Below are 22179 nucleotides of genomic sequence, written 5' to 3'. Positions count from 1 at the left end.
CATGCGAGCCACATCCCGTTTCGATCTCAACGCGCTGCCCGTGGGGGTGATGATTTACGATCCCGCCGAGCGTCTGCTGGCCTGGAACGACCAGATAACGCGCTTTTACCCGGTGATCGCCCCCTGGCTGAGCGCCGGCGCCACCCTTGAGAGCCTGGCGGAGAAATTTATTGATGCAGGCTACAACATTGACCCCACCCGCCGCCGGACCCTGCGGGAAGCGATCGTTCGCAACTGCCGTCAGTTAAGCCATCGCGAGGTGCGCCAGTCGGGAAACCGGCGGCTCTACGTGCAGCATCAGCGTCTTGCCGATGGCGGCATCCTCAGCCTGCATACCGATATTACCGAGCTTGACGACGCCCAGCGCTCGCGCCACCAGCTGCACGATGATTTTTTACTGACCGCAGAGTCTATTCAGATCGGCATCTGGAACTGGCAGGTCTCTCACGACAGCCTGGAGGTTAACGATACGCTGCTGGCGATGGTGGGTCAGTCGCGCACGCAACTGCACTACCCGCTGCGCTTTTTACTTAACCTGGTCCATGAAGAGGATCGCGCCGTCCTGCGCAACGCGATGATTGCCTCTAAGCAGGAGCATATGCCGGTATTCGAATGTGAAATTCGCGTGCAGCACGCGACCCAGGGCTGGCGCTGGATGCTGATCTCGGGGCAGGTGGTTACGCTCAGTATGCAGCAGCAGGCCGAACGGGTGATCGGCACCCTACAGGACATCACCCGCCGCAAGGAGGCCGAGCTGCTGGCCATTGAAGCGGCAAAAGTGGCCCGGGAGGCCAACGAGGCGAAAAGTGCCTTCCTCGCCAACATGAGCCACGAAATTCGCACCCCGATGAACGGCATTCTCGGCATGACTCAGCTCTGTCTGGACACGCAGCTCAATCCCGAGCAGCGGGAATACCTGACGCTGGTAATGAGTTCAGCCCAGTCGCTGCTGCACATCATCAACGACATCCTCGATTTTTCCCGCATTGAGTCGGGCAAGATGACCGTCGATACCGAGCCGCTGGAGATCCGCCCCTTCGTGCAGTCGCTGATCCGCCCGCACATGCCCGCCGCCAGCGAAAAGGGCATCGAGCTGCTGGTCGATATCGCTCCGGCGGTGCCGGACGTGCTGATAGCCGACGGCCCCCGGCTGCGTCAAATCCTCACCAACCTGCTGGGCAACGCCCTTAAGTTCACCCATCAGGGCGAGGTTTTGCTGGCGATAGAGCCTGCGGAAAGCGAAAAAGAGTGGCGGTTTCGCATTCGCGACAGCGGCATTGGCATCCCTGCCGGGAAACAACAGGCCATCTTCGAGGCTTTCAGCCAGGCCGACAGCTCCACTACCCGCCGCTACGGCGGCACCGGCCTGGGGCTGACCATCTCCGCGCGCCTGGTGAAACTGATGGGCGGCGAGCTGACGGTGCAGAGCGAGCCGGGCGCAGGCAGCGAGTTTGCCTTTACCCTGCCCCTGGAGAGCCAGCAGGCCCCGCCAGCCGCGGGCGCGCCCTTAGTACGCTTCAACGGCGAAGCGGTCCTGGTCGTGGACGACAACAGCACGAACCTGCGCCTCCTTGACACCATGCTTCGTCAGATGGGCCTGACGCCGACCTGCGTTGACAACGCCGGGGAGGCCTTAAGCCTGGCCGCAAAAGGGGGGCGCTGGCCGCTGATCCTGCTTGATGCCCAGATGCCGGACATGGACGGCGTGTCGCTGGCCCTTGAACTTTCCGTTATGCCACAGGCCGAGCAAAGCCACATCATTATGCTCAGCTCCATGAGCCGCCATTTCGACGCCAGCATGCTGAAGCGCATCGGTATCGCCCGCTATCTGCATAAGCCGGTCGCCCAGCGTGAGCTCTGTCAGACCATCGCCAGCGTCCTTGCGCCTGCCCCGCCTGCGTCCCCCGCCGCTGCGCCCGCTCCTGCGCCCGTTACGGCGCAGGCCGGTCTGCGTATCCTGCTGGCCGAGGATAACCTGGTGAATCAGAAGGTCGCCAGACGCCTGCTTGAACGGCTCGGCCACCGGTGCGAGGTGGTAAACAATGGCCGCGAGGCCCTTGAACGCTGGCGCGAACAACCCTGGGACCTGCTGCTTATCGATCTGCAAATGCCGGAAATGGATGGGGAAACCGCCATTCGCCTGATTCGGGAAGCCTCGCGCGCGCAGGGGCGCGACCATCAGCCCGCCATTGCGATGACCGCCCACGCCATGCAGGGCGACAAGGAGCGCTGTCTGGCAATGGGATTCGACGGCTATATTGCCAAGCCGGTAAGTCAGGAGGCGCTTACGGAGGAGATAGCCCGCGTTATCCCCGGTGAAGAAAAGGGGCTACCGGACGAGACGCACCTGTTAAAACAGTGCGCGGACGATCCCGGGCTGGTCAATGAGCTGCTGGCGCTGTTCGGCAGCGGCCTTGACGAGGCGGTGGCGGCCATAGCGTTGAACATTGAGCATGATGACCGCGAGGTCCTGCGGCGGGCCGCTCACAAGCTTCGCGGCGAAGCAGTCACCCTCGGCTTCAGCGCTCTGTCCGACGTGCTTCAGCAGATTGAGGGTAAGGCGCTCTCGCAGACCCAGACCGGGCTGCACGCTTTACATGGCGATCTTATCGAGGAGGCCAGACGCTCTGCGGCCTGGCTGCGCCGCAGAGCGCAGGAGGTTAAACATGATCCCTAGGCTTCTTCTGCTGCTGGCGTTGAGCCCCCTGCTGGCCCAGGCCAGCCAGCCGATTACCTGGTCACTGGCCGGAACGTGGCGCGTGCATGACGCCAGCCTCAGCACCTTTGACGGCGCCAGTGCGCCTGACCGCGGCTGGCGAGAAATTCGGGTCCCGGCCAACTGGTACAGCGCCGGATACGATCATCAGGGTGCCCTCTGGTACCGCCACGAATTTACCCTGCCCCGGCGCGCGCCCGATACCATGGCTACCCTGGTCTTTGATGGCGTGGACTATTTTGCCGACGTCACGCTCAACGGCAGGCATCTTGCCCGTCACGAGGGATATTTTCAGCGCTTCTCCGTAGACATAAGCGATGCTTTACAGCGATACAACAGGCTCGCCGTGCGGGTAGACAGCCCCTGGGAAGATCCGAAAAAAATCTGGCCGCTGCATAAAACGCTGTTCAAAGGCGTGCTTAACCAACACGACACTCGCCCGGGCGGTGCCTGGGCAGAGAATGGCCAGGACGCCAACTCCGGTGGGATCTGGGCACCGGTGAAGCTACACCTGAGTCGCGGCGTGACTATCGATCAGGTGATCCTGCGTCCGGACTGGCGCGAGGGGCTGGGCAAACCCGCTCTGCACGCCGAGATCCGCTATCGGGCGTTATCTGCCGGTCCCGTCACCCTGCGCCTGTCAGCGACGCCTGATAATTTCTCCGGCGCTCGCACGGAACGGACGTTTCCGGTACAGATTGCGAAAACGGACGGTAAGCCGCGCTCCCTCAACGTCACGCTGCCAGTGAAAGACGCGAAGCTCTGGTGGCCTGTGGGCTATGGCAGGCCAAATCTCTACCGGGTGCGTGCAACCCTGGTGGATGAGCAGGGGGTGATGGATACCGCGGTGACCCGTACCGGCCTGCGCAAGATGGAGGCGCAGCCAGACAACAGGGGCTGGCTGATCAATGACAGGCGCCTGTTTATCAAGGGAAGTAATTACATCGGCTCCCCCTGGCTCAGCACCATGACGCGCAAGAAATATCGCCGCGACTTCAGGCTGGTGCAGGCGATGAACGCCAACGCGATACGCGTTCACGCGCACGTGGCAGGCCGGGCGCTTTACGATGTGGCTGACGAAATGGGGCTGATGATCTGGCAGGATGTTCCCCTGCAATGGGGTTACGATAACAGCGACGCCTTTGCGGACAATGCCGCGCGGCAGACCCGCGAGATGGTCGAACAGTTTGGCAACTCTCCGGCCATTATCGTCTGGGGTGGTCATAACGAGCCGCCCTGGAATTCACCGTGGATGGAAAAACGCTTCCCCGACTGGAACAAAACCCTGAACCAGACGCTGACGAAACGCGTGGGAGACGCGCTTGCGCAAGACACCTCGCGCATTGTGCATCGTTTTTCCGCGGTGGAAGAACACTACTGGGCCGGATGGTACTTTGGCACGATGCGCGATCTCCTTGGCCCCGCCAAAACCGCGATCGTCACGGAATTTGGCGCTCAGGCGCTACCGCGACTCTCTACGCTGAAAACCATCATCCCCGCCCGCCTGATGTGGCCGAAAAGCACCGCCGCCGACGATCCCGGCTGGACGCACTGGAAATACCATAACTTCCAGCCCTTCCAGACCTTCAAATTTGCCAATATTCCGCGAGGCAATACCATTCAGGAGATGATTGCCAACACCCAGCGTTACCAGGCGGAGCTGGTGGCAATGGCGGCGGAGAGCTATCGTCGGCAGCGCTATCAGCCGGTTACCGCCCTCTTCCACTTTATGTTTGTTGAAACCTGGCCCTCCATCAACTGGGGCGTCGTGGATTATCTGCGTAAGCCTAAACCGGGTTACTACGCGCTGCAAAAAGCCTATCAGCCCATCCTGCCGTCGATTGAACCCGTGACGGCGGTATGGCGTGAGGGAAGCGAAGCCACGGTTCGCCTGTGGGCAATCAATGACACCTGGTCCGCCTGTGAGGCGTGTCGTCTGAAGTGGCAGGTGAAGCAAAATGGTCGGGTGCTGGCTAAAGGCACAACGACCCTTACGCTTCCCCCGGATTCGGGCAGCAGGATAAAGGAGATCGCCGTCACGCCGGGCAGCAGGCATAACGTTACCATTGAGTATGACATTGCGGATCGCGCCGGTAAAACCGTGGGGAGCAACCTGCGCCTGGAGAAGGTAGAAGGCCCTTCAGCGCAATAAGCTGAACACGCGCTGCACCAGAAGGGCTCCGCTTACCTGCGCTGGCTAACCGTCGCTGCTGTTTACCCCCGGCATGCCGGCCTGCATTTTCAGCGCGTTAACGAACCAGCGTCCGGCCGGGCCCGGCGGACGTTCTTCCAGGTGCACCGCCTGCATGGAAAAACCGGGCCCGACGTCGGGCTGCATCTGCACGTTCAGCGTGACCAGTTTTCCCGCCGCGAGATCCTCCTCAACCATCGGCAGCGGCATATAGCCCCAGCCAAGCCCGGCGCGCAGGAAGGCGTGCTTTGCCCCCATATCCGCCAAATGCCATGTCTTCGACGACATAACGCCAAAGCTCCGGCCCGCGGTGAGAGAGGAGCGGTCGGCCAGCACCAGCTGGACGTGCTCCTGTAAAAGCGAGCGCAGGATAGGGCCAGACGCGGCAGCCAGCGGGTGCCCGGCGGAGACAACGGCCACCGCGGGCACGCTGAGAAGAAATTCAGCGGTGCAACCCGCCGGGAGGTGCGGCAGCGAGCCGGTAATCGCCACCCGGCAGTGGCCGTCCAGCAAAGGCTGGAGCACCGCCCCCAGCGCCTCCACGTACAAACGCAGCGGCGTGTCGGGAAATGCCTGATGAAACGCCTGCACCGCAGCGGTGAGCCGGGCAACGGGAAACATCACATCGACGGATACCGCCAGCTCAGGCTCCAGCCCCTCTGCCAGGGTACGCGCCTTCGCCTTAAACGCGTCCATCCCGGCCGCTGCCAGGCGTGCCGCTTCCAGCATGGCGACGCCCGCCTCCGTCAGCTTCGGATAACGCCCGGAGCGATCGAATAACGGAAACCCGACCTGCGCCTCAAGGTTTGCCAGCGTCGCGCTGACGACCGACTGCGCGCGCCGCAGCCTGCGCCCGGCGGCGGAAAAACTCCCCTCATCAGCCGCGGCAATAAAGGTGCGCAGCTGATCAACAGACATACCGTCCAGCATGTATCGCTCCGGCAGATGGATTCCATCTAATTATATAGGCTATTCAGATAGGTCAAAGATTACTACTCTCTCTGCACGTTCACTACTCTTCATTGAAGGAAATTCAGCATGAAAACAACAACTGTGGGTATTATCGGCGCTGGCGCTATCGGGCAAGCTTTTGCGGGGCAGCTGGTTAACGCGGGGATAAACGTTATTCTTAGCAACAGCCGCGGGCCGGAAAGCCTGGCCGACGTGGTTGAGAGACTGGGCCGCGGGGCACGTGCCGGCACCGTACGCCAGGCCGCCGAAGCCGATATCGTTTTTGTCAGCACCAACTGGGACAAAACCGAAGCCGCGTTAAGCGGCATCAGCTGGGCGGGGCGTATCCTGATTGACGCCACCAACCCGGTGCTTTTGCCTGGCTACAGGCTGGCTGAGCTGGGCGGGAAAAACTCAAGTCAGGTCGTCACCCGCTGGGCTCCGGGGGCGCGCGTGGTCAAAGCCTTCAACACCCTGCTTGCCGGGGTGCTGGCTCAGGATCCGGCGCAGGCGGGCGGCCGTCGCGTCGTCTTTATCTCCGGAGACCATGCTGATGCGAAGGCGGAGGTCATCGCGCTGGCCGGGCAGCTGGGTTTCGCAACCATCGATTTAGGCAGCCTGGAGGTTGGCGGTACGCTTCAACAGTTCCCCGGAGGGCCTCTTCCGGCGGTAAACCTGGTACAACTGGCATAGCAAAGGGTAACGAATAAAGATGACGCAGCGTACTTCCGCAGAGACGTTTGAAGAATACCTTCCCGGCAGGCTGCTCAGGGAGCATCGGGCGCAATCCTCCCGGGACGTATTCGTGCAAATTCTGGCGCGCAGGCACGAGCAGGAAAACGTCATTATTCCGGCGGTGCCGGAGCCTTTTATCGTCTGGATCCTCTCCGGCCAGGCCGTCGTGGAGGAGCGTTCCCCCGGTGAACCGTGGCTATCTAACCGCGTTAGCGCAGGGGATTTCTTTCTCACGACGGCGGCCTCTCCCACTGAAATGCGGTGGCGCGCCGGGCCAGACGCGCCGTTCGTCGTTATGCATGTTTATATGGGAGTGGCCATGATGCAGGAATACGAGCTGCGGGAAGTCTCCGGCGCGCGCGACGAAACGCTGTCCGCCCTGCTGGAGCAGATACGCCAGGAGCTGTATCTGCAAAATCCACCCAGCGGCCCGTTTATCCAGGGCATCGCGCAGGCGCTGGCGGTACACCTGATCCGCACCTACGGCACGCGTACGACACGACACAGCGGGGGCCTGCAGGCGTTTAAGCTGCACCGGGTCTTCACGGCAATGCGCGAAGGGCTGGCCCAGCCGTTTGACCTGGCACGGCTGGCGACGCTGACCGAGCTTAGCGAATACCACTTCAGCCGCGCCTTCAAACAGTCTACCGGGCTTTCACCTTCCCACTATTTTATCCGGCTACGCATGGAGGAGGCGCGTCGCATGCTGTCGGAAAGCGATGATTCCATTATCAATATTGCGCTGAACGTCGGTTACACCAGCCCCAGCCACTTTGCTGCCGTGTTCCTCAGGCATAACGGCGTGACGCCCTCCCACTATCGCCGCGATGCCGTTCGCAGCAAAAGCCCGACAGTTTGAGCAAAAGCCCGCGCGAAGCGACCGCCCGAAAGAGCCATTATTGACCCGTGCTTCAGACGTTCTTTCTGAAGCGTTGAAATTAACTCTCAAGAGGATCGGTTATGGAACTCAAAGGTAAAGTCGCGCTCATCACCGGTGCATCAAGCGGAATCGGAGCCTCCACGGCCAAAAAATTAGCGGAACAGGGCGTCAAGGTTGGTCTCGCTGCCCGCCGTCTGGATCGCCTTCAGGCGCTGGCGTCTGAAATTGAGGCTGCCGGCGGCGAAGCCATGGCGCTGGCCATGGACGTCACTGACCCGGCCTCGGTGAATGAAGGGGTGGCGGCACTGCACAAGCGCTATGGCCATATTGATATCGCCTTTAATAACGCCGGGCTGATGCCGATTTCGGATATCGCCAGCCTCCGGGTTGACGAGTGGCACCGTATGGTCGACGTAAACGTAAAAGGGCTGTTTAACACCGTGGCGGCCGTGCTGCCGATAATGCAGTCGCAGCGGTCTGGGCATATCATCAATACCTCGTCGATCGCCGGGCGCAAAACCTTTCCCGGGCTTGGCGTGTACTGCGCGACGAAGCACGCGGTTGCCGCCTTCTCGGATATTTTGCGAATGGAGCTGGCGCCCCAGTTCAACATTCGCGTCACCTCGCTCCAGCCGGGTGCCGTGGAAAGTGAACTGTTCGAGCATATCAGCGATGAAAACTATCGCGCGCAGATGGAACAGCTGAAGGAGAAGATGACGTTCCTGAAGGCCGACGATATCGCCGACTCGATTCTTTACGTGCTGCAGGCACCGGAACATGTGGACGTGGCGGAGCTGTTTATTATGCCAACCGAACAGCCGTGGTAAGAGGGTAAAGCGGGTCAGGCTGGCGCCTGACCCGCTGCGCTAGTTCGCAGATGCCGTAGGTCTGATGGTGATTTCGGTTGTATCGACGCTCTCAGGCGCCTCGATGATGTGACGCACGGCGCGGGCGATATCAGCCGGCTTAAGGGCAATCGCGCGATACGCATCCATCGCCGCCATGGTTTCCTCGTGCGTAATGGTTGAGGCCAGTTCGCTTTCCACCACCCCAGGGTTGACGCAGGTCACGCGGATGTTCGAACTTTCCTGGCGTAAACCATCGGAAATGGCCCGCACCGCAAATTTGGTCGCGCAGTAAACGGCGGCCGTGGGCACGACGGACAAGGCGCCAATCGAGCCGATATTGATAATCTGCCCCGCGTTCTGGGCTTCCATAATCGGCAGAACCGCGCCAATTCCCCACAGCACGCCCTTGATATTCACGTCAATGGTGCGCTCCCACTCATCCTGCTTGCCCGCCGCGAGCGGGGAAAGAGGCATAATGCCCGCGTTGTTAATAAGCACGTCAATCCGGCCCCACTTTTCCCGTGCTGCCTGAACGAAGGCGACCATCGACTGGCGGCTGGTCACGTCCAATACCTGGGCCTCTGCCTCCCCTCCTGCGCTGCGGATTTCATCGGCCAGGGCGTGAATGCGATCCAGCCTGCGCGCTCCCAGAAAAACCTTCGCGCCCGCCTTGCCCAGCTCTCTGGCAATACCTTCTCCGATGCCGCTTGATGCACCGGTAATTAAGATGACTTTGTTCATGGTGTGCTCCTTCAGTTGAGTTCAGAGTGATAATAGATACGCACCATTGTTTCTTGTATCCTGCCTTTACTGGACTCACTGGTTAGCGATATTAAACAATGAAAATCGATCTGAATTTATTACCGCTTTTCCTGGCGGTCGCCGAGGAGCGCAGCTTCAGCGCTGCCGCCGGGCGGCTGGGCATCACCCGCTCCGCCGTCAGCCAGGGAATCAGACGTCTTGAAGACGGGCTTCAAACCCTGCTGGTGATGCGCACCACGCGCTCGGTAAGCCTCACCGAAGCGGGCGAACGGCTGCGTAACGCGCTGCAGGGGCCCATCGCCAATATTGAGGCGGCCTTTGACGATGCGGTGTCGGACAGCACGCCGCGCGGTCAGCTCAGGATCGCGGTCACCTCAATTGCGGAAGCATTTCTTTCCGGCCCGCTGCTCGCATCGTTTGCGGCAGCGCATCCTGAGGTCTCGCTTGATATCTTCGTGTCGGACGAGGAGTTCGATATCGTGGCGGCGGGATACGACGCCGGGGTGAGGCTGGGCGAGGTGATTGAAAAAGACATGATTGCCGTTCCCCTTACGGGGCAGCAGCGTGAACGGGTGGTGGCCTCCCCCTCCTATCTGGCGACGCGCGGCGCGCCCGAACACCCCCGCGAGCTGGTTGCGCACAGGTGCATCGGGTGGCGCCCTTCCCCGGACGTTGCTCCCTATCGCTGGGAGTTTGAGGAGGCTGGCGTGCCGTTCGATGTGGCGATTGAGCCGCAGATCGCCACTAACGATCTGCGCCTTATGCTCAGCCTCGCGCTGGCCGGCGGCGGCATAACCTTTGCCACGGAGGACACCTTCACGCCGTATCTCGAATCAGGACAGCTGGTTTCCCTGCTGGATGCGTACCTTCCCTCTTTTCCCGGCTTTTATCTCTATTTCCCCCAGCGTCACAATATGGCCCCCAAGCTCAGGGCGCTGATCGAGCACATCCGCCAGTGGCGACAGGCCCCTGCCGCGCCCCCTGCTCTGCGGTAGGACGGATCGCACCCCGGCATACAGATTTTCCTTAATCTACCGCCTCCCTTTGATAAGCATCAACGACAGCACGTCGTCACCGTGGAAAATGAAAACGGACGCGATGGCCAGGACTTCACTCAAGGATGGAACCTTAAAAAATGTACAGACCCATAGTCGTTATCCTCTTTATTCTTTTGACATTAGCCGCCCTCATTGAAATCGGCATCATCCCTTTCGGTTAAGGCCTGATACTTCATAAAGGCCACGCCTGCGGCCTTTTATTTGTTAAATGTGATAAAGAAATAATTTATTTTTTGAGTAGCAGAATTTTACCTGCGTATAAAAATATATTTTATAAATGAGAACATTTAAAATATATCATACAGTAGATATTTTACCCTAACTTAAATCGCCATTAAGCACTCATTAACCCTAACCTGAATTATATATTTACCGCACATTTTTCATAATATTTTCGCCACGCCCGCACCGTTTTAAAGGTTGCACCTCTTACGCAAAACCCCTTTTACGCCGCGCCCTTTTAGCTAACGAAATATATTCATGCTATTGATTAATTCCCCCTGCAATCGCAGCGCAGGGTTTACGGTTACTTAATTTGCTTATTCAGACATTTATAGCTATATCATTTTCATAACGAAATAAACCCATACCTGCACAAATAATAAGGCTTACACATCGCAAATATATAAATAAACAACAGTTTCTTGAGTAAATAATTAGCTTCGCCCTGATGTTGCCACTTTTAATACTGGCGGGCATCGTTCGCGCTAAAGAAAGTAACGGTAAATCCTGTTTATTTAACAGTATTTTCGCCGGGAGCGCGCTCATCCCTTCAGAAACGATGGCCTTGATTGACACGCCGTAACCAATAACTCTGCTGGAGTAATAACTGTATGAGCCAAATATCTGTTATATCTAAATTAACTGGCGTGGAAACGACCACGGAAGGGACACAGATAACACTCGATAATTCCTCAATCGTTAAGCTTAACGTGGATCGAGCCGACATCGCAGATTACTCCCGCAGCGGAAACGATCTGGTGATTACCCTGCAATCGGGCGAAGTGATCACCCTGAAGAATTTTTTCGTCACGGATGCGCAGGGCGTGAGCCAGCTGGTGCTCCAGGAAAGCGACGGTGCGCTGTGGTGGATTGAGGATCCAACCGGTGCCGCCACCTATGAATCCATCGCCTCCACGGACGCGTTGCTGGCGGCATCCGGGAGCGACGCGGGCGGCGCAGCCGTATGGCCATGGGTGCTGGGCGGCCTGGCCGTCGCAGGCGGGGTCGCCATTGCGGCAGGCTCCGGCGGCGGAGGCGGCGGGGACGACGATGACGATAACCCGAACCCCGGCAATCCGGGCCCGGGCCCGGGCAACCCTACCGAACCTGACACCACGCCACCGGACGCGCCAACCAACCTGCAATTCTCCCCGGACGGCAAAACCGTTACCGGCAGCGCCGAGCCTGGCAGTACCATCACGCTGAAGGATGCCGATGGCAACACGGTCGGGACAGGCAAGGCGGGCAGCGACGGGAAATTTACCATTGAGCTCGGTACGCCGCTCACCAACGGCGAAAAAATTACCGCCATCGCCACCGATCCGTCCGGAAACGCCAGCCAGGGCGGCCAGGTGACCGCGCCGGATCTGACCGCACCGGATGCGCCGGAGATCGTCACCGTTACCGACAGCGTGGGTACCGAAGCGGGCCCGCTGAGCAACGGACAGCGTACCGACGATGCACGCCCGACGTTCAGCGGCATCAGTGAAGCCGGTACCGTCATTACCTTCTACGACAACGGCAAACCGATCGGCACCGTCACGGCCGACGCCAGCGGGAAATGGAGCTTTACCCCAGCAACCAACCTGTCTGAAGGCAGCCACTCGATTACCACCACCGCAACCGATGCCGCAGGCAATATCAGCCCGCCGTCCACGGCGGTGACCTTCGTGGTTGATACGGTCGCGCCGGGCGCCCCGGCTATCACCGGCATTACCGATGATGTTGCGCCCAATACCGGCACGCTCGGGAGCGGAAGCACCACCAACGACCCGCGTCCACAGCTTACCGGCACGGCAGAAGCCGGCTCTACGATCACCATCTATGACAACGGCGTTGCCATTGGTACGACTGTCGTCGGCAGCAACGGAAGCTGGAGCTTTACGCCGTCGGTGAACCTGAGCGAAGGCAGCCACCAGCTGACCGTGCGCGCCACCGACGTGGCCGGAAACACCGGTCCGGCTTCGCCGGCCTTTACCGTGACGGTGGACGTCACCACCCCGGCAGCGCCGACAGGATTTATCGTTAACGACGATACCGGGGGGCTGAAAGGCGCGATTACCGCCGGGCAGTTTACCGACGAGTCGCAGCCCCGGCTGACGGGCAGAGGGGAACCCGGCAGCACCATCACGATTTACGATAACGGCGTTGCCATCGGCAGCACCACCGTTCTGCCTGACGGCACGTGGAGCATCACGCCAGCCGCTCCGCTGGCGGAGGGGCCACACTCGATCACCCTGCGCGAAACCGATGCGGCAGGAAACCAGAGCGGCATGTCTCAGCCGATCAACTTCACCGTCGATCTCACGCCGCCTCCGCTGCCCGCAGCGACGATCAATTCCGCAGGCACGCAAATCACCGGTACCGCCGAGCCGGGCAGTAAAATCGTTATCACCAACAACAGTGGGCTGAAAATCGGCGAAGCTACCGCCGACAGCAACGGCAACTACGTCGCCAACCTGAACCCTGCGCAAACCAACGGCGAGATTATTTCCGTGGTCGCGTCCGATGCCGCAGGCAACCAGAGCCAGCCGGCAGTGGTTAACGCGGCGGATATCACCGCGCCTGCCGCGCCGGGCAACCTTGTGGTGGCAGAAAACGGTGGAAGCGTCAGCGGCACCGCCGAGCCAAACAGCACCATTACGATCAGGGCGCCGGACGGTACCATCATCGGCGAAGCCACCGCGGGGCCGGACGGCACCTTCACCATTCCGATTTCCCCACCGCAGACCAACGGCGAAGCCCTTGAGGTGACGGCTACCGACGGCAGCGGCAACACCAGCCCGTCTGGCTATGCCGACGCGCCGGATACCACCGATCCGCTGGCCCCGGAAAACGTGGTGATTTCTCCCGACGGCACGACGGTAACCGGTACCGCCGAGCCGGGCAGCACCGTCACCATCCGTGAAAACGGCGTGAAGGTCGGTGAAGCGGTCGCGGACGATGAGGGTAATTTCAGCGTTGAGCTGATCCCGCCGAAATCCAACGGCGAAGCGCTGACCGCGGATGCCACTGACGCCGCAGGCAACACCGGCCCGACCGCGCCGTTTGACGCGCCGGATATCACCGCGGCACAAACCCCGGTTATCACCGGCGTGGTGGATGATGCGCCCGGCGTCACCGGCTCCGTCAGCCAGAACGGTCTCACCAACGACAAAACCCCAACCATCAACGGAACGGGCGAGCCCGGCACCACGATCACCCTCTACAGCGGCACCGCTGAGATCGGCACCGCGGTGGTTGGGCCTGACGGCCAGTGGTCCATCACGCTGGAAGCGGATCTTCCCGACGGCGGGCACGTTCTGACGGCGACGGCGGTTGACGCCAACAATAACCTCAGCGGGACGTCAAACACCTGGAGCATCACGGTGGATACCTCCGCTCCGGCCGTCCCGGCAATTACCCAGGTCATTGATGACGTGCCGGACCGCACCGGGCCGCTGGACACCAATGGCACCACCAACGACACGCTCCCAACCCTGAGCGGAACCGGCGAGCCGGGCACCACCGTGACGATCCGCCTTGACGGACAGGATATCGGTACCGCTTCCGTTAACAGCGCCGGGGCATGGACCTTCACCCCAGACGAGCCATTAGAAGACGGTCAGCACACCTTCACCGTCATCGCGAGCGATGCGGCAGGCAACGCCAGCGCATCGTCCGGCGGCTTTACCCTTACCGTTGACACCACCCCGCCGCCGGCAGCCACGATTGGTGCCGTCTCCGACAACGTCGGTCCCGTGCAGCTTCCGCTCAACAGCGGAGACACCACCGATGACACCCTGCCGCAGCTGCAGGGCACCGCGCCGGAAGGCACCACCATCACTATCTACGACGGTACAACCCTGCTCGGCACGGCCGTGCTTGACGGCAGCGGCGGCTGGAGCTTTACGCCCACCACGCCGCTGACGGACGGCCCGCACTCGCTGACGGTCCACGCCACCGATGCGGCGGGTAATACCACCATATCTCCACCGTTTGAGCTGGCGATTGACACCACCGCGCCCGCAACGCCGGGCATTCCTGACATCACCGTTAACCCGGACGGCAGCACCCCGGGCACGGCCCTGAACCCGGGTGAAACCACCCGCGACACCACGCCGACCCTGAGCGGCTCGGGTACGCCGGGGGATACGGTGAACATTTACGATGGCGGCACCAAAATTGGTGAAACAGAGATCGATGCCGACGGGAACTGGAGCTGGACGCCGGACGATCCGCTCCCTGACGGCACCTACGATCTCTCCCTGACGGTGACCAATCAGGACAGCGCGGGTAACGAAAGCGCCCCGTCCACGCCGGTAACCATCACCATTGACAGCGACGCGCCTGCCGCGCCGGGCGTTCCGGTGGTGACGGACAGCGTAAGCCAGATCACCGGCCCGGTGGCCGATGGCGGCTCCACCAACGATCCGCGTCCGGTCCTTAGCGGCACCGGCACGCCGAACGACGTGATCACCATCTATGACCAGGTGGGCACCGGCGAGCCGCAGGCCGTAGGCAGCGTTACTGTAGACGGTAACGGCAACTGGACCTGGCGTCCTGACGCCAACGTTGGCGAAGGGACGCACGAATACACGGCCACCGCTACCGATGAGGCGGGTAACGAATCGGCTCCATCGGCAGGCATTTCGATTACGGTAGATACCGTCGCGGCGGATACCCCGACCATCAGCGCCATCGGCGGCGCGCAGAACGGCGGCTCCATCAGCGACACCACGCCGACCATGGGCGGCACCGGCACCAGCGGTGAGACGGTAATCGTCTACAACAACGGCGTGGAGGTGGCGCGCGTTCCGATCGTTGATGGTGCATGGACTTACACCTTATCAGCGCAGACCGACGGCCCGCTGAACATCACCGTGGCGGCGGTAGACGGTGCGGGCAACCTCAGCCCAACCAGCCCGCTCTTTACGGTGACGGTCGATACGCAGGCACCGACCGTGCCGCAAATTGACGCGGTGGAGGGCAGCCTGCTGGCGAATAACGTTCTCTATACCCGCGACGGCACGCCTACCCTTACCGGGATTGGCGAGCCGGGATCAACCGTAACGGTTTCCGTGGACGGCGCACCGTCGCCGGTTGTCGTGGTGGTTCAGCCGGACGGGACATGGTCCTGGACCGCAGACCCCGCGCTGGCGGACGGGGCGCACACCTTCTCGGTTGCCGCGAGCGACGCGGCGGGGAATACTTCCGCCAGCTCCGGCGATCTCAGCGTGACGGTGGATACCCAGGCTCCGGCAGCGCCAGAGAACATCGCCATTGCCGCGCAGGGCACGCCGCTGACCGGTGAGGCGGAAGATGGCGTGACGGTGACGGTTCGTGACGCTAACGGCAATATCATCGGGACCGGAGTCGCGACGGGAGGTAACTTCTCCATCGCCCTCTCCCCGGCCCAGCTGGATACGACCACACTTGAGATCACCGCCACGGACGCGGCAGGCAATGAAGGCCCGACAACCACCTTTGACGTACCGGACTCCCCGCTTATTCTGCCAGCGGTGCCGGTGATTACGGCGATCAACGATGACGTCGATCCCGTCACTGGGAATGTGAAGGACAAAACCACTAACGACACCCAGCCAACCCTTACCGGCACCGCCGATCCGGGCAGCGTCATCGCCATTTATCAGGATGGGGTGCTGGTTCCGCTGACCAGCGTTGTTGCGGATGCAAACGGTAACTGGAGCTACACGCCGCTGCTGCCGCTCGCGGAAGGCTCACACACCTTTGAAGTGACCGCCACGAATCTCACCACCGGCGCCACCAGCGGCCGCTCGCCGGTCGCCTCCGTCACCGTCGACCTCACCGATCCAACCGCGCCAGCCATCGGCGCGGTGACCGATGACGTCGGTCCCGTCACCGGTCCGGTCGGCGACGGGCAGAGCACCAACGACAATCGCCCTACCCTTACCGGCACGGGCACCGCCGGGGACACCATTACGGTATACAGCAACGGCAACCCGCTGGGCACCGTCCTCGTGGGGCCGACCGGCACCTGGAGCTATACGCCGCCAGCGCTGGATGACGGCAGCCACACGCTCACCGTGACGGCCACCGATCCGGCCGGCAACGAGAGCGCAGAGTCGGCGGGCATCACCATCGTCGTCGATACCGTTTCCACCACGCCGGTGATCGCCAGCGTGACGGATAACGCCGGCAATGCCGCAACGCCTGTCCCAAGCGGCGATCCGACCAACGACGCCACGCCAACCCTGACCGGTACCGCAGAGCCGAACAGCGTCGTCGCCATTTTTGACGGCACCACGCAGATTGGCACCGTGGCAGCGGACGGAACCGGGGCCTGGACATTTACCCCAGAAACCGCACTCGGCGAAGGAACGCATAGCTTTACCGTCAGAGCGACCGATCCGCAGGGCAACGTCAGCCAGCCGTCCAACGCCTGGAGCGTTGAAATCGATCTTACCGCGCCACAGGTGCCGACGATCGCTACGGTCAGCGACAACGCCCCGGGTGGCGTAACCGGCCCGCTTACCGCCGGACAGGTCACCAATGACGCCACGCCAACCCTCAGCGGTACCGGCCAGGCGGGTACCACCATTCACGTGCTGAACAACGGCGTGGAGATTGGTACCGCCACGGTTGACGGCAGCGGCAACTGGACCTTTACGCCGGATCCGATCCTCCCGGACGGGACTTACAGCCTGCGCGTCAACGCCAGCGATGAGGTTGGAAACGTGTCTGCCAACTCGCCGGTATTCGCCTTTACGGTCGATACCACCGGCCCGGCGGCACCGGCCGTGACCTCGGTGATTGACGACGCCGCGCCGGGTACCGGAACCATCGTCACCGACGGCTCCACGAACGATACCCGTCCTACCTTCACTGGCACCGGCGAAGTGGGCTCAACGGTACACGTGATTGTCGATGATGTGGAAATCGGCACGGCGGTGGTCAACGCCCAGGGCACCTGGACCTTTACGCCGACCACCGAACTGGGCGAAGGGCCGCACGCCATTACCTTTAACGCCACCGATGCCGCAGGCAATACCGGACCAACGTCGCCAGCGTTCAACCTGACGGTGGATACGTCGGTGCCCGAGGCGCCGGCCTTTACCCCGGCCACCGACGATGCCGGTACCGTGCTGGGCCCGGTCGCCTCCGGGCAGAGCACGGACGACACCACGCCAACGCTGAACGGCACCGCGGCGGCCAACGCGACCATCACCATTTATGAAAGCGGTCGTGAAGTGGGTACCGCCGTGGCGGACGCAAACGGCGTCTGGAGCTTTACCCCCGGCACGCTGGCAAACGGCAGCCACACCTGGACCGCCACGGCAACCGACGCCGCGGGCAACGTCAGCCCTGCCTCACCGGGCTTCACGCTGGTTGTGGATACCGCCGCGCCCGTCGCGCCTGTTATTACCCAGGCAATTGACGATGTCGGTACCGTCACGGGAGCGATCGGTGCCGGGCAGGCCACGAACGATACCCAGCCTCGACTGGTGGGAACCAGCGAACCGCTGGCAACGGTGAATATCTATGAGGGCACCACGCTGGTAGGCACCGGTACGGCCGATGCCAACGGCAACTGGACCGTCGATATCACCGCGCCGCTGGGCGACGGGCCACACACCTTTACCGCAGAAGTAACGGACCAGGCGGGCAACACCAGCGATCCGTCCGCCAGCTTCAGCCTGACCGTTGATACCGCGCCGCCTGCGCTGCCGGTGCTGACCAGCATTACCGATGACGTCGGTAATGCCGCTACGCCGATCGCCAGCGGCGGGTTAACCAACGATGCCCGACCAACGCTGACCGGCACGGCGGAAGCCGGGGCGACGATAACCATCTTTGACAATGGCGTACAGATTGGCACCGCTGTCGCCACCGGCGGCGCGTGGACGTTCACGCCGTCGACGCCGCTGGCTGACGGCCCGCATAACCTGACCTTCTCCGCCACCGACGCGGTAGGCAACGCCAGCGCGCAGACCGGGGGGTACACCATCAACGTGGACGCCACGGCCCCTGTCGCACCGGCCATCACCTCGATTGTGGATGATGTGGGCAGCATCACCGGCCCGGTAACCGGCACCAACCCAACCAACGACGCGCGTCCGACGCTAAACGGTACGGCGGAAGCCAATTCCACCGTGCGTATTTACGACGGCACGACGCTGATTGGAACGGTGACCGCCGACGCCAACGGCAGCTGGACGCTGCCGCAGACCACGGTACTGGCCCAAGGACCGCATAACCTCACCGTGACCGCCACCGACGCCGCGGGCAATACCAGCGCGCCGTCGCCGGTTATTACGCTGAACGTCGACCTGACGCCACCACCTGCGCCAGACGGTCTGGCGGTGATCGCCAACGGTACGCTGGTTACCGGTACGGCGGAAGCTGGCAGTACCGTCACCATCACCACCAGCACCGGAACGGTGCTCGGTACGGCCGTCGCGGACGGTAGCGGAAGCTTCAGCGCCACCATCAATCCGCCGCAAAACGGCGGGGAGTCGCTGATTGTCTATGCGACGGATAAGGCAGGGAACGCGGGCGTAACGACCTCGGTGATTGCGCCGATCACGACCATCCCGGACGCCCCGGTTATCGCCACCATCAACGATAACGTCGGCACGGTTACCGGCAACCTGACCAACGGCAAAACCACCGACGACACTACGCCAACCCTGAGCGGCACGGCGCAGCCGAACGCGACCATCACCCTGTACAACAACGGGGTGGTGATGGGTACGGTCACCGCGGACGTCAACGGCAGCTGGAGCTTCACCACGCCAGCGCTGAGTGAAGGCCCGCATGCCTTCACCGCCACGGCGGGCAACGGTTCAGGCACCAGCCCGATCTCAACCCCGACCACCGTCATTGTCGATCTCACTGCGCCAGCGGCCCCGACCGGGACCTTCAACGCGGACGGCAGCGTCCTGACCGGCAGCGCCGAAGCGGGCAGCACCGTCACCATCCGCCTGGCGGACAATTCAACGGTCACCGCCACGGCGGACAGCAACGGTACCTGGAGCTACACCTTCCTCAATAAACAGACGGAAGGTCAGACGCTGCAGATCACCGCTACCGATCCGGCAGGCAACGTCTCGCTGCCGGGCTCAGCCCTGGCGCCGGTCGTGCCGCTGTCGGCCAGCACCAACGTCGAAGAGCTGGCGCTCACCACCACCGCCACGGTGACCAATTCGCAGTACAGCGACTACGGTTTCCTGCTGGTGGGTGCGGTGGGTAACGTGCTGACGCTGCTCGGCAACGACACCGCGCAGGTTGGTTTCACCGTTGGCAGCGGCGGCAGCGCGGACATTGCCGTGAACGCCAACGCCACGGGTGCCGTGCTCTCCCTGCTCAATACCCTTGAGCTGGTGGTGCAGCGCTTCGACGCCGCCAACAATACCTGGACCACCGTGGTCGATACCGGGCAGCCGCAGTTCGCTGACCTGCTGACCCTCGGCGCCACTGGCGTATCGCTGAACCTGGCCGGGCTGGCGAACGGCCAGTATCGCGTTCTGAGCTATAACACCAACCTGCTGGCAACCGGCTCCTACACCAGCCTTGACGTGGCGGTGAAGGAGACCAGCGCGGGCACCGTGTCCGGCGATACCAGCCTTGCCGGTAACGTGATCACCGACGTGGATCCGACCGCAGGCAGCGACAATGCCCCGGCGGGCACCACCGTCACCGCGGTCACCAACGCCCAGGGCACCACCACCAGCGTCACGGCTGACGGCACGGTGATTCAGGGGCAGTACGGTACGCTGACCATCAACCTGAACGGCAGCTATACCTACAACCTGACCAACACCAGCGCCGCGGTCATTGGCCGCACGGAGAACTTCACCTACACCATCACCCATAACGGCACCAGCGCCTCGGCAAATCTGGTGCTCTCCCTGGGCGACGGAACCACCAGCAGCAGCATCGTGGCCGTGGACGATACCGCCTCGCTGACCTTCGATACCACCGTCGAGGCCATCAACAACGGCGCGTCTTCTCAGGGCGGCTTTACCCTGGTGGGCATCAACCTTGGCAATACGCTCGGGCTGAACCTGCTGGACGATCTGGCTAACCCGATCATCTACACCGTCGAGGAAGGCACCACCCGCACCATGACCGTTCAGGCGTCCGTTGGCGGCGTGGCGCTGGCCTCGGTGTTCGACCTCTACATCTATAAGTTCAACAATGCGACGCAGACCTTCGAGCAGATGCGCGTTGAACCGGGCTGGCTGCGCGCGCCGCTGCTGGGCGGGACCTCACCGCAGCTGACGCTGAATCTGCCGGCGGGCGAGTACCTGTTCCTGCTGAATACGGCGGCGGGGATCACCGCGCTGACGGCCTACACGCTCAACGTGCTGCAGGATCATGTCTACAGCGTGGCAAGCGTGAGCGAGACCACTACCGGGGACGTGCTGTCGGATGATGTTGCGCCAGCAGGCACCCTGGTCACGCAGGTTAACGGCGTGGCGGTGAACGGCAGCGGCCTGACGCAAATCACCGGCGAGTACGGTACGCTGAGCATCAACGCCGCCGGGGAGTACACCTATACCCTGAAGAGCGGCGTCGGCGCTGACCAAATCAGCACGCCGGATACCTTCGTCTACACCATCACCGCGCCTGACGGTTCGAAAGACACGGCATCGCTGAACATCACCCCAACCGCGCGCCCAATGGACGCGGTGAACGATGTCAGCTCGGTGATGGACGTGAACTCGGTGCACCGCACCGCCGCGTACTCGGATACCACGGTCGGGTCGGCGAGCTGGAACGCCGCGCTGCTCTCCTCAACGCAGGGCAGCGGCACCGGTACCTTCGTGGTGGATGCCAATACCGCGCTGCACAACGTGGTTCTGACGTTTAACGTTGCCTCGCTGCTGTCGCTTGGCGGATTAACGGTTGACTGGACGCTGACCAACGGCACCACCACCATCCGAAACAGCTCGTTCAACGGCGGGCTGCTGCTGGGCGGAAGGGCCACCATCAACCTGACGGGTCTCGACCTGGAAGCGGGAACCTATACCCTGAACTACACCGGCAAAATGGGGCCGCTGGCGGCAGGAAATATCACCATCACCCCAAGCGTGACCGGCACCAGCTATTCGCTGTCGCAGTTCGACGCCACGGGCACCCACACCGTTGACGGCAATATCTTTGACGGTACCGGCTCCGCGGGCGCGATGGACCAGCTGCACTCGGTGGATACCCGCGTGAGCATTACCGGCTACGACGGCGTGACCACAACGCTCGATCCGTACAGCGGCAGCACGCAGGTCAACATCACGGGCCACTACGGCACGCTGGCGATTGCTGCCGACGGCAGTTACACCTACACGCTCAACCCGGGGGTATCGTTCTCGTCCATCACCAGCAAGGAGGTCTTTAACTACACCCTGACCGACGCCAACGGCACCAAAGATACCGCGTCGCTGACCATCAACATGGCGCCGAAATTTGTCAGTTCGGAGCATAACGATCTGATTAGCGGCACGGCCTACGGCGACACGCTGATTTATCAGGTGTTGAACAATACGGCGGGTAACGCGACGGGGGGCAACATCACCAGCGCCGGCGGCGACCACTGGACGAACTTCTCCCTGGCGCAGGGAGACAAGATCGACATTGGCGATCTGCTGGTGGGCTGGAACGGTAGCGCGTCGACGCTTGGGAGCTATGTCTCTGTTTCACAAAGCGGTGGCAATACTGTGATCTCCATCGACCGTGACGGCACGGGAGCCGCCTACACTAAATCTACGCTCGTTACGCTTGATAACGTTCAGACCACCTACGACGAGCTTGTTAACCAACAACACATCATTACCTGATAGCACGTGCAGTAAATG

9 protein-coding genes are annotated in these 22179 nt (G+C 61.9%); 7 read left to right on the top strand and 2 right to left on the bottom strand.

The genetic code is table 11. The features are described from left to right. Position 1 precedes the first annotated feature (1 nt). Both HWQ14_RS10495 and HWQ14_RS10490 read left to right on the top strand, forming a co-directional pair. The gene (locus tag HWQ14_RS10495) at positions 2-2677 is read left to right on the top strand and encodes a hybrid sensor histidine kinase/response regulator (protein WP_176609684.1); all 2676 of its coding nucleotides are present in this window, start codon (positions 2-4) and stop codon (positions 2675-2677) included. Next, the gene (locus HWQ14_RS10490) at positions 2667-4868 is read left to right on the top strand and encodes a glycoside hydrolase family 2 protein (RefSeq protein WP_176609683.1); all 2202 of its coding nucleotides are present in this window, start codon (positions 2667-2669) and stop codon (positions 4866-4868) included. Before HWQ14_RS10495 ends, HWQ14_RS10490 begins: the two co-directional genes overlap by 11 nt. Before the next feature lie 45 nt (positions 4869-4913). Here HWQ14_RS10490 and HWQ14_RS10485 read toward each other — a convergent pair whose 3' ends face one another. Continuing rightward, positions 4914-5837 carry a LysR family transcriptional regulator gene (locus tag HWQ14_RS10485; RefSeq protein ID WP_176609682.1) on the bottom strand — a complete coding sequence of 308 codons (924 nt, stop codon included), beginning with the start codon at positions 5835-5837 and terminating at the stop codon, positions 4914-4916. 108 nt (positions 5838-5945) lie between these two features. Here HWQ14_RS10485 and HWQ14_RS10480 point away from each other — a divergent pair, with 108 nt between their 5' ends. From HWQ14_RS10480 to HWQ14_RS10470, 3 genes are all read left to right on the top strand, one after another. Beyond that, entirely contained in the window at positions 5946-6551 is a 606-nt protein-coding gene (locus HWQ14_RS10480; RefSeq protein ID WP_148421433.1) for an NADPH-dependent F420 reductase, read from the top strand. Between the two features lie 19 nt (positions 6552-6570). Further along, the gene (locus HWQ14_RS10475; RefSeq protein ID WP_176609681.1) at positions 6571-7452 is read left to right on the top strand and encodes a helix-turn-helix domain-containing protein; all 882 of its coding nucleotides are present in this window, start codon (positions 6571-6573) and stop codon (positions 7450-7452) included. Between the two features lie 101 nt (positions 7453-7553). After that, positions 7554-8300 (top strand): SDR family oxidoreductase, encoded by a 747-nt coding sequence (locus tag HWQ14_RS10470; protein ID WP_176609680.1) that lies wholly within the window; start codon positions 7554-7556, stop codon positions 8298-8300. 39 nt (positions 8301-8339) lie between these two features. Here the strand turns inward: HWQ14_RS10470 and HWQ14_RS10465 are convergent, their stop codons facing one another. Next, the gene (locus HWQ14_RS10465) at positions 8340-9062 is read right to left on the bottom strand and encodes an SDR family oxidoreductase (protein WP_176609679.1); all 723 of its coding nucleotides are present in this window, start codon (positions 9060-9062) and stop codon (positions 8340-8342) included. Positions 9063-9160: 98 nt separating this feature from the next. On the opposite strand from HWQ14_RS10465, the gene HWQ14_RS10460 reads away from it, so the two are divergent. Together HWQ14_RS10460 and HWQ14_RS10455 are read left to right on the top strand one after the other, a co-directional pair. Beyond that, on the top strand, positions 9161-10078 hold the full coding sequence (locus tag HWQ14_RS10460) for a LysR family transcriptional regulator (protein ID WP_176609678.1): 918 nt from the start codon (positions 9161-9163) through the stop codon (positions 10076-10078). Positions 10079-10974: 896 nt separating this feature from the next. Next, positions 10975-22161 (top strand): BapA/Bap/LapF family large adhesin, encoded by an 11187-nt coding sequence (locus HWQ14_RS10455; protein ID WP_176609677.1) that lies wholly within the window; start codon positions 10975-10977, stop codon positions 22159-22161. Positions 22162-22179 lie beyond the last annotated feature (18 nt).

This window comes from Enterobacter cloacae, assembly GCF_013375935.1.
Lineage (GTDB): Bacteria > Pseudomonadota > Gammaproteobacteria > Enterobacterales > Enterobacteriaceae > Enterobacter > Enterobacter pasteurii.
This window is presented reverse-complemented; position numbering and strand designations above follow the sequence as displayed.